The 19,211-nt window shown below is 69.6% G+C and carries 18 protein-coding genes and 1 riboswitch; of the genes, 10 read left to right on the plus strand and 8 right to left on the minus strand.

The window, feature by feature from the left end; genetic code table 11:
* Positions 1–168: 168 nt before the first annotated feature.
* Positions 169–259: riboswitch (SAM riboswitch) on the plus strand.
* Between the two features lie 215 nt (positions 260–474).
* Positions 475–1,488 (plus strand): methionine ABC transporter ATP-binding protein, encoded by a 1,014-nt coding sequence (locus tag DMP23_RS39655; RefSeq protein ID WP_134670256.1) that lies wholly within the window; start codon positions 475–477, stop codon positions 1,486–1,488.
* A 108-nt stretch (positions 1,489–1,596) separates the two neighbouring features.
* Here the strand turns inward: DMP23_RS39655 and DMP23_RS39660 are convergent, their stop codons facing one another.
* Positions 1,597–2,070, minus strand: a complete 474-nt coding sequence (locus DMP23_RS39660) for a hypothetical protein (RefSeq protein WP_337824042.1) — start codon at positions 2,068–2,070, stop codon at positions 1,597–1,599.
* A gap of 121 nt (positions 2,071–2,191) precedes the next feature.
* Here DMP23_RS39660 and DMP23_RS39665 point away from each other — a divergent pair, with 121 nt between their 5' ends.
* The 5 genes from DMP23_RS39665 (at position 2,192) to DMP23_RS39685 (ending at position 8,476) form a co-directional block, all read left to right on the plus strand.
* Positions 2,192–3,160: a 4-(cytidine 5'-diphospho)-2-C-methyl-D-erythritol kinase gene (locus DMP23_RS39665; protein ID WP_037820169.1), complete on the plus strand. Its 969-nt coding sequence runs from the start codon at positions 2,192–2,194 to the stop codon at positions 3,158–3,160.
* Between the two features lie 37 nt (positions 3,161–3,197).
* Entirely contained in the window at positions 3,198–4,967 is a 1,770-nt protein-coding gene (locus DMP23_RS39670; RefSeq protein ID WP_134670252.1) for an ABC-F family ATP-binding cassette domain-containing protein, read from the plus strand.
* 10 nt (positions 4,968–4,977) lie between these two features.
* The gene (locus DMP23_RS39675; RefSeq protein WP_337824043.1) at positions 4,978–6,057 is read left to right on the plus strand and encodes a PucR family transcriptional regulator; all 1,080 of its coding nucleotides are present in this window, start codon (positions 4,978–4,980) and stop codon (positions 6,055–6,057) included.
* Positions 6,058–6,171: 114 nt separating this feature from the next.
* The gene (locus DMP23_RS39680; RefSeq protein ID WP_337824044.1) at positions 6,172–6,777 is read left to right on the plus strand and encodes a nuclear transport factor 2 family protein; all 606 of its coding nucleotides are present in this window, start codon (positions 6,172–6,174) and stop codon (positions 6,775–6,777) included.
* Positions 6,778–6,787: 10 nt separating this feature from the next.
* A complete protein-coding gene (locus DMP23_RS39685) occupies positions 6,788–8,476 on the plus strand; it encodes a fatty acyl-AMP ligase (protein WP_337824045.1) in 1,689 nt (562 codons plus the stop codon).
* Positions 8,477–8,542: 66 nt separating this feature from the next.
* Here the strand turns inward: DMP23_RS39685 and DMP23_RS39690 are convergent, their stop codons facing one another.
* The 3 genes from DMP23_RS39690 to DMP23_RS39700 all read right to left on the minus strand — a co-directional run bounded on the left by DMP23_RS39690 (position 8,543) and on the right by DMP23_RS39700 (position 10,750).
* A complete protein-coding gene (locus DMP23_RS39690; RefSeq protein WP_043836513.1) occupies positions 8,543–8,911 on the minus strand; it encodes a DivIVA domain-containing protein in 369 nt (122 codons plus the stop codon).
* Positions 8,912–9,546: 635 nt separating this feature from the next.
* Positions 9,547–10,140 carry an aminoacyl-tRNA hydrolase gene (gene pth, locus DMP23_RS39695; RefSeq protein WP_134670244.1) on the minus strand — a complete coding sequence of 198 codons (594 nt, stop codon included), beginning with the start codon at positions 10,138–10,140 and terminating at the stop codon, positions 9,547–9,549.
* Positions 10,141–10,150: 10 nt separating this feature from the next.
* Positions 10,151–10,750 (minus strand): 50S ribosomal protein L25/general stress protein Ctc, encoded by a 600-nt coding sequence (locus DMP23_RS39700; protein ID WP_037820179.1) that lies wholly within the window; start codon positions 10,748–10,750, stop codon positions 10,151–10,153.
* Between the two features lie 325 nt (positions 10,751–11,075).
* Between DMP23_RS39700 and DMP23_RS39705 the strand changes: the two genes are divergently transcribed.
* Both DMP23_RS39705 and DMP23_RS39710 read left to right on the plus strand, forming a co-directional pair.
* Positions 11,076–12,191 carry a hypothetical protein gene (locus DMP23_RS39705; protein ID WP_037820181.1) on the plus strand — a complete coding sequence of 372 codons (1,116 nt, stop codon included), beginning with the start codon at positions 11,076–11,078 and terminating at the stop codon, positions 12,189–12,191.
* A gap of 102 nt (positions 12,192–12,293) precedes the next feature.
* Positions 12,294–12,938, plus strand: coding sequence for an NAD(P)-dependent oxidoreductase (locus DMP23_RS39710; RefSeq protein WP_037820183.1), 645 nt, complete (start codon positions 12,294–12,296; stop codon positions 12,936–12,938).
* Positions 12,939–12,986: 48 nt separating this feature from the next.
* Here DMP23_RS39710 and DMP23_RS39715 read toward each other — a convergent pair whose 3' ends face one another.
* On the minus strand, positions 12,987–13,832 hold the full coding sequence (locus DMP23_RS39715) for an esterase/lipase family protein (protein WP_337824046.1): 846 nt from the start codon (positions 13,830–13,832) through the stop codon (positions 12,987–12,989).
* Positions 13,833–13,954: 122 nt separating this feature from the next.
* On the opposite strand from DMP23_RS39715, the gene DMP23_RS39720 reads away from it, so the two are divergent.
* Positions 13,955–14,629: a TetR/AcrR family transcriptional regulator gene (locus DMP23_RS39720; protein WP_051729802.1), complete on the plus strand. Its 675-nt coding sequence runs from the start codon at positions 13,955–13,957 to the stop codon at positions 14,627–14,629.
* Here DMP23_RS39720 and DMP23_RS39725 read toward each other — a convergent pair.
* Positions 14,565–15,437 carry a TIGR03621 family F420-dependent LLM class oxidoreductase gene (locus DMP23_RS39725; protein ID WP_337824047.1) on the minus strand — a complete coding sequence of 291 codons (873 nt, stop codon included), beginning with the start codon at positions 15,435–15,437 and terminating at the stop codon, positions 14,565–14,567. The genes DMP23_RS39720 and DMP23_RS39725 overlap by 65 nt on opposite strands.
* Positions 15,438–15,533: 96 nt before the next feature.
* Between DMP23_RS39725 and DMP23_RS39730 the strand changes: the two genes are divergently transcribed.
* The gene (locus DMP23_RS39730) at positions 15,534–15,959 is read left to right on the plus strand and encodes a pyridoxamine 5'-phosphate oxidase family protein (protein WP_337824048.1); all 426 of its coding nucleotides are present in this window, start codon (positions 15,534–15,536) and stop codon (positions 15,957–15,959) included.
* Positions 15,960–16,735: 776 nt separating this feature from the next.
* Here the strand turns inward: DMP23_RS39730 and DMP23_RS39735 are convergent.
* Both DMP23_RS39735 and glmU read right to left on the minus strand, forming a co-directional pair.
* Positions 16,736–17,716: a ribose-phosphate diphosphokinase gene (locus DMP23_RS39735; RefSeq protein ID WP_037820198.1), complete on the minus strand. Its 981-nt coding sequence runs from the start codon at positions 17,714–17,716 to the stop codon at positions 16,736–16,738.
* Positions 17,713–19,209, minus strand: coding sequence for a bifunctional UDP-N-acetylglucosamine diphosphorylase/glucosamine-1-phosphate N-acetyltransferase GlmU (glmU, locus tag DMP23_RS39740; RefSeq protein ID WP_238604215.1), 1,497 nt, complete (start codon positions 19,207–19,209; stop codon positions 17,713–17,715). The genes DMP23_RS39735 and glmU overlap by 4 nt, the downstream gene beginning before the upstream one ends.
* Positions 19,210–19,211 lie beyond the last annotated feature (2 nt).

Consider the following 19,211-nt stretch of genomic DNA (forward strand, 5'->3'; position numbering starts at 1 on the left):
GCCGCCGGTGCCCGTGGCGAGCGTTTCGCAGGTCGAGGCACTGTTCGGCGGCCGAGGTTCCGGGCTTCCGGTTTTTGGACGCGGTGTTCCGGTATGCGGGCACCACCAGACGTGTGATCTGCACCAACGCGCTTGCGTTCAGCCAATGGGATCGGCTTTACTCGAAAGCGTCCATCCCGAGCGACTGAGAGACCTGGCTCGCCGAAGTCGCAGCAACCACCCTCCGCAGGGCAGGTGCTACCGCCAGGACCGATGGAGGCTGTTTTCGATGAAGAGGGTCACCCGCCCGCTCCTGCTGACCCGCCGGCGCGTAGTCGACGAAGGTCGCCGCTCGGTATGTGCGTGTCAACGCTCCATGGTCATCGCCTGATCGTTTTTTCCGCAGTTTCTTGCGCCGTCCACAGTGGACGGTAATTCGATGACGCCTGGCGCGCCCGGAATCGGCGCCGCGCCTCGTTTGCCTGGAGCCCTTTCGTGATCACTGTCGAAAACGTGTCCAAGTCCTTTCCCTTCCACGGAAATCGGGTCGCCGCGCTGCGCGATGTGAGTGTCGACGTGCAAGCCGGTTCGCTGTTCGGGGTCGTGGGTCCGTCCGGTTCCGGCAAGTCGACCCTCGCCCGTTGCATCGCGCTGCAGGAGCGCCCCGACCGCGGCGTCGTGCGGCTCGACGGCCTCAACACCGCGACGCTCGACGGCAAGCGGCTGCGGGAGATCCGCCGCCAGCTGGGCGTCGTCGGGACCAAGCCGGAGCTGATCGCCGAGCGCACCATCGCGGGCAACATCGCCAGCCCGCTGGAGCAGCTCGGCGTCGACGGCCCGCAGCGGCGCAGCCGGGTCGGCTCGCTGCTCGACCTCGTCGGCCTCACCGCCCGCGCCGGGCAGAAGCCGGAAGAACTCACCGACGGCCAGCTCCGCCGGGTCGCGGTCGCCAGGGCGCTCGCCGCCGGACCGGCTGTGCTGCTCGCCGACGACCCGACCGCCGGGGTCGCGGCCGAGGACGCGGGCGCGGTGCTCGCTGTGCTCGACCGCGCGCGGGCCGAGCTGGGCGTGACGGTCGTCGTCACCACGCCGGACGCGGACGTCGTCCGCCGGGTCTGCGACGACGTCGCGGTGCTCGACAACGGCGCGATCGTCGAGCGCGGCACGGTGCTCGACCTCATCTCGACGCCGGACAGCTGGACCGCGCAAGCGGTGCTGCCGTCAGTCGAGACCTCGCGCGCCCAGTCCGCGAAGTACGACCGCGCGGTCGACGTCGTGCTGATCGGTTTCGCTTCGGTGGGCGCCCTGCTGCCTGAGGCGGCCAGCCGGTTCGACGTGGAGCTCGCCACCATCGGCGGCGGCCTCACCCGCATCGGGGACACCCCGATCGCCCGGTTCCGCCTCGGCGTCCGCGGCGAGCGGGCCGACGCCGCGCTGTCCTGGATCTCCGACCGGGGCGCGCACGTGAGCCAGCCGGCTCGCGGTCCGCAGAGCGTCGTCGCCGCCTGATTTCCCTTGAACTGAGCGGTTTTCCGAGGGCCGTCCCATGCGATGGGGCGGCCCTCGCCGCGTTCGCGGGACGCGTCGCCCGAGAAATCAGGTCGCCGGGTCAAAGTTTCAGGACAAGTGTCCTGCATTCTGTCCATTGTGGTCGTTCCGGCGCAGGATCTCCGCCAGCTCCGGATCCGCGTGCGCCTCGGCGGTCTGTTTCCACCTCGTCACGAGGGCGGCGAACGGCACCGGGTTGCCGAGGGATTCGGCTCGCTCCAGGGTTTCGGCCAGTTCGCCGACGAATGTCCGTACTTCTTCCGCGGACAGGTACCGCGCCCACGGGAACGCGGCGGGCAGCGCCTCGGCGGCGAGCGCGGCGGTCTCGGCGCTGCGGCGCATCAGTTCCGCGAGGATCGTGACGGTCGCCGAAAACCCGGCCGCCGCCTGTTCGGCGCGTTCGGCGGTCACGAGCAGCAGATCGGGTTTGTCCTTCTCCCGTCGGCGAATCCGGACCGAACGGGTCGGCGAACCTTCGAGCCGCTCGACGACCCGGCGCGGGTGCAGGGACAGCTCGGACAGGTTGACCTCCGGCGCGCGCATAGTTCCAAAGTAGTTCCAAATTAGTCCGGATGGCCACTCCGGAGCGACGGTTGGGGGAACTTCCGTGCCGACGTTTTCTCCTGGCGACACCTGGTCAGCGCCAGCCACGTAGGCTGGACGGGTGCTCGCCGTCGTACCACCACCAGTCACCGTCCGGGTCCCGGCCAAGGTCAACCTGCACCTGGCCGTCGGCGACCTGCGGGCGGACGGGTTCCACGAGCTGGTCACCGTCTTCCAGGCGCTTTCGCTCACCGACGAGGTGACCGTCGCCGCCACCGACGAGCCAGGGCTCGAGGTGTACGGCGAGGGGGAGCGCACGGTGCCCACCGACGGCGCCAACCTCGCCTGGCGAGCGGCACGCGAGCTGGCCTCCTACGCCGGACGGCCGGACGCGGATGAGCCGAAGGTGCGAATCGTGCTGCGCAAGGGCATTCCGGTCGCCGGCGGCATGGCGGGCGGGAGCGCGGACGCGGCGGCGGCGCTGGTCGGGCTCTCGTCGCTCTGGAAGCTCGACATCACCCGCGACGAGCTGGCCACCATCGCCGGCCGGCTGGGCAGCGACGTGCCCTTCGCGCTGTACGGCGGCACTGCGCTCGGCACCGGCCGCGGCGAGCAGCTCGTTCCGGTGCTCGCGCGCCACACGTTCCACTGGGTGCTGGCCTTCGACGAGGAAGGCCTGTCCACGCCCAAGGTGTTCGGCGAACTCGACCGGCTGCGCGCCGACGGCAAACCGCCGCGGATCGGGTCGCACACGCCGGTCGTGGAGGCGCTCGCGTCGGGTGATCCTCGCCAACTAGCCCTGTTGCTCGGCAACGACTTGCAGGCGGCCGCGGTGTCGCTGCGGCCCGGCCTGCGCCGCACGCTGCGCGCCGGGGTGAACGCGGGAGCGCTCGCCGGATGCGTGTCCGGCTCCGGGCCGACGTGCGCGTTCCTGTGCTCCGACGCGGAAACCGCGGTCGAGGTGGCCGCTGAGCTGTCCGGCGCGGGAGTGTGCCGGACGGTGCGGGTCGCGCACGGCCCGGTGCCGGGGGCCCGGGTGGTCGGCGGCGACGACGCCCCGCGCAACGCGCCGCCGCGCGTGCACGCCTGAAAGCTCGAATCAACAGTCCACAGTGGAAAGGATCCGGATGGCCAACCTGGTCAACCTGGAATCGGTGAGCAAGTCCTACGGCGTGAAGCCGTTGCTGGACAACGTTTCCCTCGGCGTCGCCGAGGGGCAGCGCATCGGCGTCGTCGGGCTCAACGGCGGCGGCAAGACGACGCTGCTCGAAGTCCTTTCCGGACTGAGCGAGCCGGATTCCGGCCGGGTGAGCCAGGTGCGCGACCTGCGGATGGCGGTGGTCACCCAGCGCACCGAACTGCCCGCGGGCAGCACGGTCGGCGACGTGGTGCTGCAGCGCTACGGGGCCGAGCACGAATGGGCCGCCGACGCGCGCGTCCGGTCTATTGTGGACGGTCTGGGCATCACCGCGATCGGCCTCGAGACCCCGACCGCGAACCTGTCCGGCGGCGAACGCCGCCGCGTCGCGCTGGCCGCCGCGCTGACCGGCGAACTGGACCTCGTGGTGCTCGACGAGCCCACCAACCACCTTGACGTCGAAGGCGTGCGCTGGCTCGCCGACCATCTGCTGGGCCGCCGGATCGCGGTCGTGGTCGTGACCCACGACCGGTGGTTCCTCGACACCGTCGCGAGCCTCACCTGGGAGGTCGCGAACGGCCGGGTCGAGCAGTACGAAGGCGGTTACGCCGACTGGATTTTCGCGCGCGCCGAACGCGCCCGCCTCGCCGCGACCGCGGAGGAGAAGCGGCAGAACCTGGCGCGCAAGGAATTGGCGTGGCTGCGGCGCGGACCGCAGGCGCGTTCCTCGAAGCCGCGGTACCGCGTCGAAGCCGCCGAGGCGCTGATCGCCGACGTGCCGCCGCCGCGCGATTCGGTGGAGCTGATGGCGTTCGCGAAACGCCGGCTCGGCAAGACGGTGCTGGAGCTGGAAGACGCGTCGCTGCGGGTCGGCGACCGGACCTTGCTCGACCACGTCACGTGGCGGATCGGCCCTGGCGACCGGATCGGTCTCGTCGGCGTGAACGGCTCCGGCAAGACCACGCTGCTGAAGCTGCTGGGCGGCGACGTCGAATCGCCGACCGGACGGCGGGTGCAGGGCAAGACGGTCGCGCTCGCGCACCTGCGCCAGGAACTCGACGACCTGCCCGCCGATCTTCGCGTGCTGCAAGCGATCGAGCAGATCTCCGGCCGCGTCGTGTTCGGCAAGCAGGAGATGACCGCGTCGCAGCTCGGCGAGAAGCTCGGGTTCCCGGCGGCTCGGCAATGGACGCCGGTCGGCGACCTGTCCGGTGGCGAACGCCGCCGGCTGCAGCTGTGCCGGTTGCTGATGGCCGAGCCGAACGTGCTACTGCTGGACGAGCCGACGAACGACCTGGACATCGACACCCTGCAACAGCTCGAAGACCTGCTCGACGGCTGGCCGGGCACGATGGTGGTGGTCTCGCACGACCGGTACCTGGTCGAGCGCGTCTGCGACGCCACGTACGCGCTTCTCGGCGACGGCAAGGTCACCCACCTGCCGGGCGGAATCGAGGAGTACCTGCAGCGCCGCGCCCGCGCGAAGGAGGCCGCGCCGCGTCGCGAGGCGCCTCCGGCGGAGAAGACCGAGGCCAAGCGCAGTGCGGCGGAAACCCGTGCGGCGCAAAAGGAATTGGGCCGGTTGGAGCGGAAGCTGGACCAGCTCGCGAAGCGCGAAGAGAAGCTGCACGCCGCGCTGGCGGAGGCGGCGACCGACCCGGAGAAGCTGATCGAGCTGAACACCGACCTGAAGGCCGTCCTGGCCGAGAAGGACGACGTCGAAGCGCGGTGGCTGGAGACGTCCGAACTCGCCGAGTGACAATCGGCGGATGGACGACGACGTTCCGCGGCTGTCGACGCTGCCCGCCGACACCACGTCGGTGCTGCGGCTGATCGCGTATTTCGACGCGTTGACCGGCCTCGCGCCTGACGCGGTGGTCCGGTTGGCAGCGCTCGTCGCGGGCTGTTCGGTCGGTGCCGTGATCGACGGCGAGAGCGTGTGGTTCGACGGCGCGGGTTTGCCGGTTTCCGGCCCGCCATTGGACGACGTCCAGATCGACCGGCCAGCGCCGCATCCGCTCGACGTCGTCCTGCTCGACCAACTCCGCCGCGCCCTGCGCGCGACCCGGCCCACCTCGCCTCTCCGGCTCGGCGAACCCGGTCTGCTGGAGATCGCCGTCTCGGACCGCGAACAACGCCGGGATCGCTTGCGCGCACTGCATTTGCTCGGCTACGACCTGGATCAGCCCGTCGTCGCGCTCGTCCTCGCCGGTGCTCCGGAGGAAGGCCTGGACGCGCTCGCCCGCGCCGGTGCCGGACGGCTGCAACACCACCGCCTAGGCCGCCTGACCCTCGCACTGACCCAAGGCGGTCCAGCCCCGCGCGAACTGGCCGGGCACCTGCACGACGACCTCGCCGCCCGCCATCCCGCCTCGACCGGACTGGACCGAGCCGTGGACGTCTGGATCGGCCTCGGCGAACCAGCAGCGGCGGCCGACGCACCCGTGTCGTGGCAGCAAGCCCGCACCGCGCTGCGCTTCGCATCGTCCACTGTGTTCGGTCGCCGGGCCGTGCCGTACGGACCGCTCGGAGTCCTTGTCCTGCTTGCGGAACTGCCGCCGTCCCGGCTCGCGGCGACCCCCGGCGTCGCGGCCCTCGAAGCCCACGCCCGCACCCCCGGCGGCGCGCTCGACGTCGAAGCGCTCGAGTCGTACTGCGTGTTCGGTGCGCTCCGGCGGACGGCGACCGAACTGAACCTCCACCACAGCACCGTCGCCGCTCGCCTGGACCGGATCGAAGCGGCGACCGGCTGGCGGCTCGAGGACGCGATGGACCGGTTCCAAGCGACGTTCGCGCTGCTGGCGCGCCGGTTGGTGACCTCGGATCGCACGCTGGGCGACGTCGGGTAGGCGACGCCCGTCGCCCGGACCGGCCGGATCCGGCGACGCGCGTCGGCTGACCCGCCGGGGCTCGCCAGCGACGATCGAGCACGCGCAACGACGCGCGTTTCCGGAGGGACGCCCATGATCGACCCCACCCGCACCTGGCAGATGCTCGAACAGCGGCTCGAGACGACCGCGAACCCCCGGCACCGGCAGGTGCTCGGCATCGTCCTCGAACACATGAAGGCCGAAGCAGAACCCGATCTCGACCGGCTGATGGCGACGGTCAGCCAGGATGCCGCATATCACTTCTGGGGCACCAGCGGCGACACCGGACCGAAGGGCCACGACGGCGTCCGCGAGTACTACGCGGCATTCGTGGCGAGCAAGGCGAATCACCTCGAATACCGGATGGACCGGCTCGTTGTTGACGATCATGCGCTGGTCACCGAGGGCGACCTGCACATGCTGCTCCCCGGCGCGACCGCACAGCAGATGGGTTTCCCCGCCGCCGATCCGGACGCGGACTACCTGTACGTCAGCAGGCAGCTCATCGTGTGGCCAGTCGACGCGGACGGCCTGATCACCGCTGAGGATTCCTACACGTCCGGACCGCTGGAATTCCGGAAACTGACCCGCGCCGAGCTGCCGCAGGCCTATCAGGACCGGGTGCGTCCGCAACCCGCCTGCCGCCGGACATCCGCTGTTCACGCCGCCGCGGGCAGTGCCGGAAAAACCGGACAGTAATCTGACGCACATGAGTCGGTTTGTGGACACACTCGTCGGGAACGCGGCGGACCGGGGGCAACGGCGCGGCATGGTGACCGGCGAGCCCAAGGAGCCGGTGCGCCGGACCTGGGCGCAGGTGCACGACGAGGCGCGCCGGATCGCGGGCGGGCTGGTCAGCGGCGGGTTGAAGCCGGGAAGCGCGGTGGCGGTGCTGGCCGCCGCGCCGGTGCTCATCGCGCCGACCGTGCAGGCGGTGTGGCTCACCGGCGGCAGCGTGACGATGCTGCACCAGCCGACGCCGCGCACGGACCTCGCCGAATGGGCCGAGGACACGGTCAAGGTGCTCGAGATGATCGGGGCCGAGCTGGTCGTGCTGGGCGAACCGTTCGACCAGCTCGCCCCGGTGCTCGAAGGCAAGGGCATCAGCTACCGGCTGATCTCCGAACTCGCCGGCGCGGAACCGCTGGCCGAGATCGTGCGGACGGCCGAGAGCGACACCGCGCTGCTGCAGCTCACCAGCGGATCGACCGCGGAGCCGAAGGCCGTCCGGATCACCTACGGCAACCTGTACACCAACGTCAAGGCGATGGTGGACCGCGCCGAGTTCGAGTTCGACACCGACGTGATGGTGTCGTGGCTGCCGACCTTCCACGACATGGGCATGGTCGGCTTCCTGACCGTGCCGATGACGTTCGGCGTCGAACTGGTCAAGATCACCCCGGTCGAGTTCTTGACCGGCCCGCTGATCTGGCCGGAACTGATCAGCAAGTACGGCGGCACCACGACGGCCGCGCCGAACTTCGCGTACGCCATCGTCGGCAAGCGCATGGCCCGGGTCGAGGACGACAACGCCTACGACCTGTCGAAGCTGCGGATCGCGCTCAATGGCGCGGAGCCGATCGACGAGACGGCCGTCGAGACCTTTGTGGACGCCGGCAAGCGGTTCAAGATGCCGCCCGAGTGCGTGTTCCCCGCGTACGGCATGGCGGAGGCGACGCTGGCGGTCTCGTTCGCGCCGCTGTTCACCGGGCTCACGCTGGACGTCGTCGAAGCCGACGCGCTGGAAGCCGACAACCGCGCGGTGCCGGTGCCGGAAGGCGACCCCCGCCGCGGCACGGACGAGGTCCGCTCGTTCGCCCTGCTCGGCCGTCCACTGGACGGTTTGGAAGCGGACATCGTGGACGAATCCGATTCCGTGGTGGGCGAACGGCAGGTCGGCGAGATCCGCCTGCGCGGTGAGGCCGTGACGCCCGGCTACCTGACCGTCGACGGCCCGCTGGACACCCAGGACGCGGACGGCTGGATGAAGACCGGCGACCTCGGCTACCTGGTCGACGGCCAGATCGTGATCTGCGGCCGCCGCAAGGACGTCATCATCATGGGCGGCCGCAACCTGTACCCGACCGACATCGAACGCGCCGCCGGTTCGGTCGAGGGCGTCCGGGCAGGCAACGCGGTCGCCGTCCGCCTGGACGCGGGCAGCCGCCGCGAGCGCTTCGCCGTGGTCGTGGAGTCCAAACTGGCCGGTGACGCCGCTGAGGAAAACCGCCTGGCCAAGGAAATCGCCGCGCGCGTCCGGGACGCCGTGGACATGCGCCCCTTCGCGGTCGTGGTGCTTCCGGCTGGAAGCCTGCCCAAGACCCCGTCCGGCAAGGTCAAGCGGGCCGCTACCGCGGTGCAGTACGCGGACAAGATCGCCAAGAACGCGGCCGATTGATCCGGGCTTGAACGCACGAAGGCCGCTTCGAATCCTCGAAGCGGCCTTCGCGGCAAGATCTGGGGATTATCGGCCGGGCAGCCGCTCCGCCGGTGCCTCGGTGACGACGGGCCACGCGGCGCGTCCCGCGGTGGCCTCGGTGTGGTCCCGGCTCCCTGGAATCAGCGGAGCCCGCCGTCCGGACCGGTCGGCCAGCTGCGTCTCCACCTGGTCGAGAAACTCGTCGACCTCGCGCTCGTCGTACCCGCGCTTGCCGATCAACGGCTTGGAGAACAGCACGTGGTGGACCTCGGCCGCGGTGAGATCGTCCTCGTCGGCGATCGTCTTGGCGATCCGCCGCACGAAGTCGTCGACCTCCTGCTTGGCGTAGCCGCGGCGGCCGATCGGGGCGTTACCGAAAGCGACCTCAGCGAGATCCTCGGCGGTAAACGGCATGGATCATTCTCCGATTCAGGGTCGGGGTGGTGCGAACTCCTGCAGTCCGTCCTAACCGGTCCCGGCCACCCCGGGAAGCCCGCACCCACCCGGACGACTCGATCAGGGCCCCAGAAGACGCCCATCGAGTGAGAAATCCATCACGCAGGGCCACAACGACTCACCCACAGGCACAACGGCCCAATCGGCTCGAATGCCGCACTGGGGGCCGGGGAGGCACCGGATGCCATGTCGGGGTTTTGGCGGTGGCGCGGCGTGCGGCGTGGTCGCGTTAGCGGTGCTGGTCAGGGCGCTGGGAGCACCGGCCGAGGAGACGCGCCGTGCGGCTTCTGACTGTCGAGGTCCGTGAAGGGCTCCTTGAGGGAATCAGATTCCCTCAAGGAGCCCTTCACGGACCTCTCCACCGCGCCGGACTCGCCGCAGCAGAGACGGGCGGCCGCGCGAAGCTGCCCCTGGCCGAGGAGCCCAGCCGGGCTGGGTCAGCGGGACCATGCGACCCGGCCGCATCGCCGCAGCGAGGCCGCGCAAGCAGCTACCGAGAAACCCCAATGCCACATTGGGTGCATCGCACGCACCCAATGTGGCATTCGGTGCATCTGACGCACCCAATGCCACATTGGGGCGAAACCAGCAGGTCAGGCAGCGTGAAACGCGTTCTGCGCCGCAGCCAGGCCCCGCGAAACCAGCGCCTCGACCGCATCCGCGCAACGGTCGACCTCGAACGGGAGCTCCTTGCGCTCGACCGTCGAAAAGTCCTTCAGCACGAAATCCGCCGGATCCTGCCTGCCCGGCGGCCGCCCGATGCCGAAGCGCACGCGGTAGTAGTCACGCGTGCCGAGCGATTTGGTGATGGACCGGAGTCCGTTGTGCCCGTTGTCGCCGCCGCCGAGCTTGAGCTTCAGCGCGCCGAAATCGACGTCCAGCTCGTCGTGCACCACCACGACGCCGGACGGCGGCACCTTGAAGAACCGGGCCGCGCCGACGACCGGCCCGCCCGAGAGGTTCATGAACGACCGCGGCTTCACCAGCACCACGCGGGAACCGGCGAGCCTGCCTTCGAGCACCTCGGCGCCGCTGCGGTGGGCCTTGAACTTCCCACCGACCCGGCCGGCCAGTTCGTCGAGCACCATGAACCCCACGTTGTGCCGGTTCCCGGCGTACTGGGGTCCTGGATTGCCAAGGCCGGCGAGCAGGATCAGCTCGCCGGCCCCGGGCAGGTCTTCACTCACGAATGCGAGTTTATTCGGCAGCTTCGGTGGTGGCTTCCTCGGCTTCGGCGTCCTCGTCAGCGGAGCCGCGCGGGGCCTCGTTGACGGCGACGACCAGCGCCTCGGCGTCGGTGACCAGCTCGGCGCCTGCGGGCAGCTCGATCTGGCCCGCGGTGATCTGGGTGCCGGCCTCGATGCCCTCGACGGAGACCTCGAACTGCTCCGGGATGTGCAGCGCCTCGACCTCGACCTGGATCGTGTCGATGTCCTGGGCGACCAGGGTGCCCGGGCCGGGGGTGCCGGAGACGACGACCGGGACGTCGACGGTGACCTTCTCGCCGCGCTTGACGACCAGCAGGTCGACGTGCTCGATGTAGTTCTTGAGCGGGTGGACCACGATGGTCTTGGTCAGCGCCAGCTCGACGTTGCCCTGCAGGTCCAGCGTGATGACGGCGTTGGTGCCGTTCTCGCGGACGACGCGGGCGAACTCGATGGCCGGCAGCGCGAAGTGCCGCGGGTCCGAGCCGTGCCCGTAGAGCACCGCGGGGATTTTGCCGGCGCGACGGGTGCGGCGGGCGGCACCCTTTCCGAACTCGGTGCGCGGTTCGACGGAAAGACGTACCTCGGACACGGTTTAGCACTCCTTCAAATCACACGACGTGCGGCAGGGGGCGGCGGGGATCGTCGATCTCTGCTCGGGGCGGTTGGCACGGCGGCGAGATTGCGGGCGTGAGCGGACCACGGGGCTTCTCGAGCCGCCGCGTCGATCACGCCGGGCACCTACAGGCGCACCCGCCTCGCCGAGACAACCCGAGAAGTGTAAACCAGCCGGTCCGCGCGGGCCCGCACCGGGTCCGGGCAGTCTCCCCCGCGCGGGTGGGTGACGACACAAATCCCGTCCCGCCCGCCGATCTGGTGGGAGTGGCATGATTTCCGCGGAAAGAGGGGCGGCCGACATGCGGGCTCGATGGACTGCGACAGCACTGGTGCTGCTTGGTGGGCTTCTCGCGGGCTGCCAGGTCGCGGTGACCGGCACGGCGGGACTGTCCGATGCCGACCGGCAGCTGGCTGCCCAGCGTGCGCAGCAGCAGACGGCGGTCGATGCCGCGCTGCAGGCGCTGGAGCAAGCACCGGCGCTGCAATACGACGCGACGCTGAAGGACGGCGCCGGCAACCCGGCGACGCTGACGTACCGCGTCGCGCGCGACGGCAACGGCTTCGGCGCGCTGCCGCTGGAGGGCAAGTCGGTGCGGTTGACCGAACCGGACGGGCAGCTCTACCTCGCGGCCGACGCGGACTACTGGAAGTCGCACGGCTTGGAGGAGAACAGCACCCAGTTCGGCAGCGGATGGGTGCACACCGTCGGCAGTGAACTGCCGGTCGACCCGGCCGCGCGGATGTCCCCGCCGAAGCTCGCCGGCGAACTGCGCAAAGCACTCGGCGGACTCGGCACCGGCGCGCCGCAAAAGCAGAAGCTGCCGGACGGCACCGAGGTGTACGACCTCGGCGGCGCGCTGCAGGTGACCACCGCCGAACCGCACCGGGTCACCGGGTTCGCGCCCGCGCTGCTCGATCCGCGCGGCGGCCCGAAGCTGGGCGCGGCGTTCCGGGTCCGGCCGCTGTCCGACGCCGAGATCAAGCAGTTCCACACCGATTTCAACGCGGCGGTCGACGCGATCGGGCAGCCGTTCGACGGGCTCGCGCAGGCGAGCGTCACGGTCCTCAACGACAAACTCGACTGCCAGGACTACGTCGGTTCCTGCAAGACCACTGTGGACGTTTCGAACAGCGTCGTCGGCAATCAGCCGGGCTCGAAACCGACCGTGCACATCAAGCTTTCGGTGGAGATCAGCGCGGACACGCTCGGTTCGCAAAGCTGCGCCACCGAAGGCGACGCCGCCGCGGACGCGACCATTACGATGTCCTGCTCGGTCAAATTCACCCTGCCCAACCGCACCGCGAGCTACCAGGTGCTGGCGAAGCCGACGGCGGTCGCCGAGGTGCGTTCGCCGGTCGACGCGAACGCGGTGAAGGCGAAGCTGGCCACCGCTTTCGCCGCGCTCGGCGGCTGACCTGCACGCTCACCTCGAGGTGCGTTTCTTCCGTTGAAGTAGCCGAAGACCGGTCCTTACCATCGGTGGCGTCGATACGGATTTTCTTTGCGAGGAGCGGCAATGAGCAAGCTGGTGGTGTTCGGCGCGACGGGATTCGCCGGTGGCCGGATCACCGACGAGGCGCTGCGGCGCGGGCACTCCGTGACCGGGGTCGCGCGCAAGGCCGAGGGGTTGCCGTCGGGGGTCGAAGCGCGGTCGGGGTCCATGCATGACGCGGAGTTCGTCGCGTCGGTGGCCAAGGGCGCGGACGTGCTCGTGATCGCGACGCCGGGCCGTGCGGACGACCAGGGCCGCCGGCTGGTGGACGCCCTGCCGACGCTGGTGGAAGCGGCCCGCGCGAACGGCGCGCGGCTGGCGGTCGTCGGCGGCGCCGGTTCGCTGCGGGTCAGCGAGGACGGGCCGCGGGTGATCGACACGCCGGAGTTCCCGGAGGAGTACAAGCCGGAGGCGGGCAGCCACGTCCTCGTCCTGGAGGCGCTGCGCGAGCTGCCGGACGACGTCGACTGGTTCTACGTCAGCCCGGCGGCCGAGTTCGGTTCCTGGATCCCCGGCGAGCGCACCGGCAAGTTCCGTCTCGGCGGCGACGTGCTGGTCAGCGACGCCGACGGCCGCTCGCACATCAGCGGCGCGGACCTGGCGATCGCGTTCGTGGACGAGATCGAAGAGCCGAAGCACTCGCGCGCCCGGTTCACCCTGGCGTACTGAGCGCGGAACCCGGTGGCGCTCGTGCCGCCACCGGGTCCGCCTCGCGCGTCAGCCGGGAGATCCCGCCGTGCACAGGAATTTCGTGGCGTGCTCCGGGTCGAGCGCGTTGGTGACGAGGTTCCAGACGTTGAGGTCGTAGGCCTCGCCGATGTGCCCGACGGGATCGAACGGGCAGGTGTCCTGGACGTATTCGTTCGTGACGCCCGGTTCGCGCACGAAAGACGTTTCGGTGGGCGTGACCAGTTCGTCGAACCGCGACGTCAGCACGGTGTAGCGGACGCCGGGCTGCGCGATGGGACCGTTCGTGAGCGTCTTGACCGCGCTGCCGTCGGTGATCAGGTTGTCGCAAGCCGGGCAGCCGAACGCGGTGAGCGCCTTGCCGACTTCATCGCGAATTCCCAGCAGGTACGCCAGTTTCGTCAGATTGGCGAACGTGGTGCCGTGCGTGGGCGGCGCGATGGCGACGACGGAGCCGATGCGGTCGGCGATGCCTTGGGTTTTCGTGACGTACAAGGTCTGGAATCCGCCCTCGGAGTGGCCGATCAGATCCACTTGCGCCGCACCGGTTTCGTTCAGCACCTCGCCGATGAACTGCTTGATTTCCGTTGCGGAGTCGGCGATCGGGCGCAGTCCGCCGACGACCGGGAACTGCGGGTACGCGCCGTAGGTGCGGCTGAAGGTGCAGTATCCCTTGGCGGCGACGTGATCCTGCAGGTAGTTCAAGTCCTCATAGGACGTCGCGCCGAGCCCGTGCAGGAACACCACCGGACGCGGGTGTGCGCTGCTCGGCCGGCACGCCGGATCGTTGACGCCGCCGGTCGGGGCGGCCGTGGCTGGGGCGGCGAACGCGGCGGTGAGCAATGCCGCGGCGGCCAGGACGATGCGCAACCTCATCGGAGCGGTCCTTCCCTGTCGTCCTTGACAGAGTCCTTGACACTGGATACCCGTGGGTATTGGATACTTGAAGGTATTGAGCGAGCTGATCCAGTGTCAACCCCCGGATGAGGGAGCAGCCGATGACCGGCCGGACGCGGCCGACGCGGGCGGAGACCCGGCGGCGCATTCTCGACGCCGCCTTCGCCGTGTTCGGGGAACAGGGCATCGCCGCGACGAAACTGACCGAGGTGGCCGCGGCGGCCGGGCTGACGAAAGGCGCGGTCTACTCGAGCTTCGCGTCGAAAGACGAGCTGGTGCTGGCGTTGATGGAGGAACACGCCGCGCACCGGCTCGAAGCGAGTTTGGCGAGTTTCGCCGAAGCGGACGACGGCGGTGCCGGGCTGGCTAACGTCGCCGCGGTGCTGATGTACGAAATGCGCGCCGACGCGGTGTGGCACCGGCTGCTGGCCGAATTTTTCGCGATGGCGCACCAAGACGACCGGCGGCGCGACGCGTTGCGCCGACGCCGCCGGGAGGTTCGCGACACGATCGCGCGTGCCTTGAACCGGCTCGCCGAGGGATTGGACCTCGAACTTCCGTTGCCTGCAGAGGAATTCGCCGTCGTGTTGCTCGCGTTGAGCAACGGTTTGGCCGTGGAAGCCGAAATCGACGACGAAGCCGTGCCGGACGGGCTCCTCGGCCGGGTGCTCACGCTCATCGCCGGAGACGCCGTCGCGAAGGTGCAGGCGGCTAGCGACCTCGCAGTTCAGCCACCACCGGAGCGAAAGTCTCCATCATCGCCTCGAAAACGGTGAAGTAGGAGAAGCCGTACCGCTCGCGGTGCGCGATCAGCTGCTGCACCATCTCGTCCACCGTGCCGAAGAGAAGCTGGGGTGCGTTGAGCAGTTCGTCGACATCGGCCGCACTGCGTTCCTCGGTCTCGGCGTGCCATTCCGCCGCGGCCTCGCGCCGGTCGTCGGTGACCACGACGCGCTGGATCAGCATGTTGTAGTCGAGCTCGCGATCCCCTGCCAGCGAACGGAAATACGCGACTCGCTCGTCCATCGCGACGTCGTTGTCGAGCACGAACGTGCCCGGCGGACGGCCGCGGTCCTGGCGAAGACCAGCGAATCCGACGATGTCCGCCTGTTCCGCCGCGAGCTTGAGCACGCCGTCGCTGTTGCCCGCGATGAGGAGCTTCGGCATGCCGCCCTCGTCCTCGACGCGCGTGCGCAGTTCGGCGAGACCTTCGGTGAGGTAGGTGATCCGGTCGGCGGCTTTGCGCCACGGCAACCCGGCGTCGTCGAACTCGTGCTTCATGTGGCCCGAGCCGAGACCGAGTTCGAAGCGGCCTTCGGTGAGTTTGTTGGTAGTGGCGACATCGCGGGCGAAGAGCGCGAGGTTGTAGAAAGGCACATTGGACACCAACGTGCCGACCCGCACCCGCTCGGTCACCGCCGCGGCAGCCGTGAGCGCGGGAAACGGCGACAGCCGCCCCGGCCCGAGATGGTCGGGAACGGTCAGGTGGTCGTAGCCGAGCTCCTCGGCCCGCCGGCATTTTTCGGTCCACTCAGTGCCGTTGGCCGTGAGCCGCAGGCTGACGCCGAATTCGAATTTCCCCATGGCTAGGACGCTAGCCACTCACGGACGGGTGACGCACCGGTTTTCGCCGCCGGCGGAACCCGGTTTTTGTCGTACCTGGTGGCTAGCTTCGAGGGCATGGTGTTGTCGAGTGAAGAACGGGAACAGTTTCTGGCCGAACCGCACATCGGCGCGCTCTCGGTGGTCGAGCGCCCGGACCGCGCGCCGTTGACGGTGCCGATCTGGTACCAGTACACGCCGGGCGGCGAGTTGTGGGTGATCACGCCGCCGGAATCGCGCAAGGCGAAGGCGATCCAGGCGGCGGGACGGTTCAGCCTGATGGTGCAGCGAGTCGAGCCGACGGTCCGGTACGTGTCAGTGGAAGGCCCGGTGGTGCGGACCCGCCCGGGCAGCCACGAGCTGACGTGGGAGATGGCTGCGCGGTACCTGCCTGCCGACAAGGTGGCGGGGTATGTGGAGTTCGAGCGGACGCAGCTGGGTGAGCACATGGCGATCCATATGCGGCCGGAGAGGTGGCTGTCTGCGGATATGGGCGAGGTGTGAGGTCATGCTGGTGCGAGGGGAGGAGAGAAGGGTGAGGGGTGCTTTTGGCTGACGACAGTGGGGTGGCTGCTCGGAGCGCGTGCCGGAGACGGGTGGCGCTGAGCCGGCGCGGGACTGCTTGCGTGCTGCGGTGAGCGCGGGGTGCCGCGTGCGGGCGAGGGGCTGAATGCGTGCGGTGCCGAGCGCATGTGCCGTCTGTCCGCGTGCGGTGCTGAAGTGCGTGTGGCTCTGCCGGGGTGGCGTGCTGTCCGCGTGCGGTGCTGCTTCGCGTGCGGTGCTGAATGCGTGCGGTTATGCCGGAGTGCCGTCGGTCCAAGTGGCGCGCTGAAATGCGTGCCGCTGCGCCCGAGTGGTGTGCTGCCCGCGTGCGGTGCTGAAGTGCGTGTGGCTCTGCCGGAGTGGCGTGCTGCCCACGCACGGCGCTGCTTCGCGTGCGGTGGGTTCGCTTGGGGCGTCGAGCGCGTGTGCCCTCTGGCCTGGTGCGGCATCGGCCGTGTGCTCTTCGCCCGGGCGTGGTGCCGAGCGTGGGTGCAGCGGTGAGCGCGTGCGGCTGTGCCCGAACGACGTGCCGTCCGCGCGCGGCCCTGCCCGCGTGCGGAGCGGTCCGTGCGGGTGCTGCGCGTGCCCTCTGCCGCGTGCGGTGCCGGGCGTGTGGGCCCGACGAGCATCCCCGCCAACCGGGCACAGTCAGCAAACGACGCGACCCGAGCCAGCCGCTGCGACCTGATCCAGGCCGCGACGCCAACCCGGGCCGCGTCGTCAGAAGCTGCTGTAACTCAGGCGTTGCCGTCGAACAGCGACGTGACCGAGCCGTCCTCGAAGACCTGCTGGATGGCTTCCGCCAGCATCGGCGCGATGGACAGCACTGTCAGTCCCGGGAAGCGCTTTTCTTCCGGGATCGGCAGCGAGTTCGTCACGATGACCTCGCGGGCCTTGCACTGCGAGAGCCGCTCGGTGGCCGGGTCGGAGAGGATGCCGTGGGTGGTCGCGATGACCACGTCCGCCGCGCCTTCCTCGAGCAGTGCCTCGGTGGCCTTCACGATCGTGCCGCCGGTGTCGATCATGTCGTCGATCAGCACGCAGAGCTTGCCCTCGACCTTGCCGACCACGCGGTTGGCGACGGCCTGGTTCGGCTTGTCCGGGTCGCGGGTCTTGTGGATGAACGCGATCGGCCGGTCGCCGAGCTGCTGCGCCCACTTCTCGGCCAGGCGCACGCGGCCCGAGTCCGGCGAAACGACGGTGATGTCCGCGTCGCCGTAGGTCGACTTGATGTGGTCGGCGAGCACCGACTGGGCCAGCAGATGGTCGACCGGGCCGTCGAAGAAGCCCTGGATCTGCGCGGTGTGCAGGTCGACCGTCATGATCCGGTCCGCGCCCGCGGTCTTGAACAGGTCCGCGATGAGCCGCGCCGAGATCGGCTCGCGGCCCTTGTGCTTCTTGTCCTGCCGCGCGTACGGATAGAACGGCATGACCACGGTGATCCGCTTGGCGCTCGCGCGCTTGAGCGCGTCCACCATGATCAACTGCTCCATCACGTACTCGTTGATGGGCGTGGTGTGCGCCTGGATCACAAACGCGTCGGTACCGCGCACCGACTCCTCGAACCGCACGAACAGCTCGCCGTTGGCGAACGTGTGCGCGGTCTGCGGGGTGATCGTCACGTTGAGGTGCTTGGCGACCTCTTCCGCGAGCTCGTGGTGCGCACGGCCGGAGAAGAGCATCAGATTCTTCTTCGGCGTACCTGACTTCGGACTCATGCTGGCGACTCCCCGTCGGTTCCTGCTGCTGACTCGGACACAACGGTGTCCTGCTGCTGGGCGGCGAGAGCAGCTTCCGCTGCCTCCGCCGCGGGCGTCCCCGGCCTGCGCCGGACCGCCCAGCCTTCGATGGTGCGCTGCGGACCGGCCGACAGCGCCAGTGAACCCGGCGGAACGTCGTCGCGGATGACCGCACCGGCTCCACTGTAAGCGCCGTCCCCGATCCGCACCGGCGCGACCAGCGTGTTGTCCGCCCCAAGCCGGACATGCGAACCGACAACGGTCTGGTGCTTGCTCACCCCGTCGTAGTTCACGAAGACGCTGGAACAGCCGATGTTGCTGTGGTCGCCGACGATCGCGTCGCCTACGTACGTGAGATGCGGCACCTTCGTCCCGGTGCCGATTTGCGCGTTCTTCGTCTCGACGAACGCGCCCAGCTTGCCCTTCGCGCCGAGCTTCGTGCCCGGCCGCAGGTACGTGTACGGACCGACGTTGACGCCGTCGCCCAGCTCAGAGCCCGAACCGTGCACGCGGACCACCGACGCGCCCGCGCCGATCCGCACGTCGGTCAGCGTGGTGTCCGGGCCCACAACGGAGCCCTCGCCGACCGAGCAATGGCCCTTGAGCTGGGTGTTCGGCTCGATCAGCACGTCGCGGGAGAGCGTGACGTCCGCCTCGATCCAGGTGGTGTTCGGGTCGATCACCGTGACGCCCTCGCGCTGCCAGCGGCGCACGATGCGGCGGTTGTACTCGGCGCCGAGCACCGAAAGCTGCACGCGGTCGTTGACGCCCTCGGTGACCCACGGGTCGTCGACCACCAGCGCGCCGACGCCCTTGCCGTCCTCGCGGGCGATGCCGAGGACGTCGGTGAGGTAAAGCTCACCCTGCGCGTTGTCCGTCGACAGCCGTGACAAGCCGTCGATCAGGACAGCCGCGTCGAAGGCGTAGACGCCGGAGTTGATTTCGGTGATCGCGCGCTGGTCCGGCGTCGCGTCCTTGTGCTCGACGATCGCGCTGACCGAACCGTCGGCGCCGCGGACGATCCGGCCGTAGCCGGTGGGGTCGGCGACCTCGGCGGTGAGCACGGTGACCGCGTTGCCCGCCTTGGCGTGCTCGGCCCGCAGGGATTCCAGGGTTTCGGTGTCGAGCAGCGGAACGTCGCCGTAGCTGACGACCACGGTGCCGGTGAGTCCTTCCGGCAGTTCGGCGAGCGCGCACGAAACGGCGTGCCCGGTGCCCTTCTGCTCTTCCTGCACGGCGGTGGCGACCTCGCGGCCGAGCGCCTTGCCGACCCGGTCGAGTTCGGCGCGCACGGCGTCGCGGCCGTGTCCGATCACGACCACCAGATGCTGCGGCGCGAGGCCGGCGGCGGCGCGCACTGCGTGTTCCACCAGCGGCCTTCCGGCGATCGGGTGCAACACCTTAGGAGTGGAGGAACGCATGCGGGTGCCCTCACCCGCAGCGAGGATCAGCGTGCTCAGCGGGCCGCTCACGA

This window comes from Amycolatopsis sp. A1MSW2902, assembly GCF_017312175.1.
GTDB classification, from domain to species: Bacteria; Actinomycetota; Actinomycetes; order Mycobacteriales; family Pseudonocardiaceae; genus Amycolatopsis; species Amycolatopsis nivea.